The 1677-nt window shown below is 67.7% G+C and carries 2 protein-coding genes; one reads left to right on the top strand and one right to left on the bottom strand.

All coding sequences use genetic code 11. The features are described from left to right. Positions 1-778, top strand: a protein-coding gene (locus tag IEY79_RS37035) for an IS5 family transposase (protein WP_229701462.1) whose coding sequence is annotated in 2 segments (ribosomal slippage) — positions 1-327 and positions 327-778 — 779 coding nt annotated over the 2 segments. Because the reading frame shifts where the segments join, the coding sequence is not laid out codon by codon here. This gene is flagged as partial in the annotation. Positions 779-829: 51 nt separating this feature from the next. Here IEY79_RS37035 and IEY79_RS37030 read toward each other — a convergent pair. Then, positions 830-1489 (bottom strand): alpha/beta fold hydrolase, encoded by a 660-nt coding sequence (locus IEY79_RS37030; protein WP_189112048.1) that lies wholly within the window; start codon positions 1487-1489, stop codon positions 830-832. Positions 1490-1677 lie beyond the last annotated feature (188 nt).

Here is a 1677-nt window from a genome sequence, read left to right as displayed (position 1 = left end):
CGGACGGGTTGTGGGAGTTGTTCCAACGAGTGGTCCCTCCGGCGCCTGTCCGGCCGCAGGGCGGTGGCCGACGGCGCCACGGAGATCGGGAGGTACTAGCCGCTATCGTGTTCGTGGCCACGACGGGCTGCACGTGGCAGCAACTGCCGCCGGTCTTCGGTCCGTCCGGGCCGACCGCGCACCGCCGTTTCACCGAGTGGAGCCGAGCCAGGGTCTGGGGCAAGCTCCACCGCCTGGTCCTGGACGAGTTGGGAGCACGCGGGAAGCTGGACTGGTCGCGGTGCGCGATCGACTCGGTGAACATGAGGGCGCTGAAAGGGGGGACCTGACGGGCCCGAATCCTGTGGATCGAGGCAAGAAAGGCTCGAAGATCCACTTGATCACCGAGCGGACCGGTCTGCCCCTCTCGATCGGGATCTCCGCAGCGAATACCCACGACAGTCAGGGCCTGGAATCCCTCGTCCGCGGTATCCCGCCGATTCGCTCCCGCCGTGGACCGCGCCGACGCCGCCCCGCCAAGCTTCACGCGGACAAGGGTTACGACTACGACCACCTGCGGAAGTGGCTCCGTGGCCGGAACATCATCCCGCGCATTGCCCGCAAAGGCATCGAGTCTTCGCAGCGGCTGGGCCGCCACCGCTGGACCGTGGAGCGCACGGTGGCCTGGCTGTCCTGCTGCCGCCGCCTGCACCGCCGCTACGAGCGCAAAGCTGATCACTTCCTTGCCTTCGCCGGCATCGCCGCGACCCTCATCTGCTACCGGCGACTGGCCAGGTGACAACCCGCTGGCTTCGCGGACCACGGTCCGTATCCTGGAAGCCGGGCCGACCTACCAGTCGACCTTGTCCAGCGCGGCAGACAACTGAGGTGCGATCACATCCGTCGTGGCCAGGGCGCCGATGTGGTCCTGGTCGTCGACCTCGATCAGCTCGAAGCCGACCGCACGCAATTCGTCGGCATGAGCACGGATGTGGCGGGCGATGGCCGCTCCACCCACGAAGTCGTACATCCTGCAGTCCGGTTCGCAATCCCGGCTGCCGTACCAAAGAACCTTCGGCCCCGGCATAGCGGCCAGAGCGGCGCGGTCATCCCGGATTCCCCACTCCCGGAACAGCAGACGGCCCAGGTGATGATCCGCCGCCTTGTCCTGCATACCGGCCTGGACGAGGGCCGCGCGCGCCCCTTCCTCGAACCCCAGCCAGTAGTCGCAGCTCGCGAGCAGCGGGAACCCTCCAACCACAAGCCCCTGCGTACGGTCACTGATCGGCGCCAGAAAACCCGCCAGCGCGGCCATGCCCGAGTACCCGGCGAGCACGAAATCGCCCACCCCAGCGGCATCCGCCACGGCGTGCAGGTCGGCGATCTCCATCTCCAGGGGGTAATGGGCCCACGTGGACGGCTCCCACGGGCCGCCCGCCTCGTCCTCGGCCTCCATCTCGCCCACGACCCGCCGGGGCTTGTACCGGATGACGCGGTACCGGTCGGCCAACGCAGCTCCCAGGGCTGCGAATTCTGTACGGAATCGAGCAGGGAAGACGATGGCTGGTACGTCCTCGCCTCCGGCGACGTCGTACCACAGCTTGTATCCGTCGGCAGCAACGACAACTGGCATCTCAGCACTCCCATGATCAGCACGTCAGGCGGTCAGCCTAGCCGCGACCGTCAGCATGCCCTGGG

The sequence above is a fragment of the Streptomyces camponoticapitis genome (assembly GCF_014646115.1).
Taxonomy (GTDB): domain Bacteria; phylum Actinomycetota; class Actinomycetes; order Streptomycetales; family Streptomycetaceae; genus Streptomyces; species Streptomyces camponoticapitis.
The sequence above is the reverse complement of the archived record's forward strand: the minus strand, read 5'-3'. Positions and strand labels throughout refer to the sequence as shown.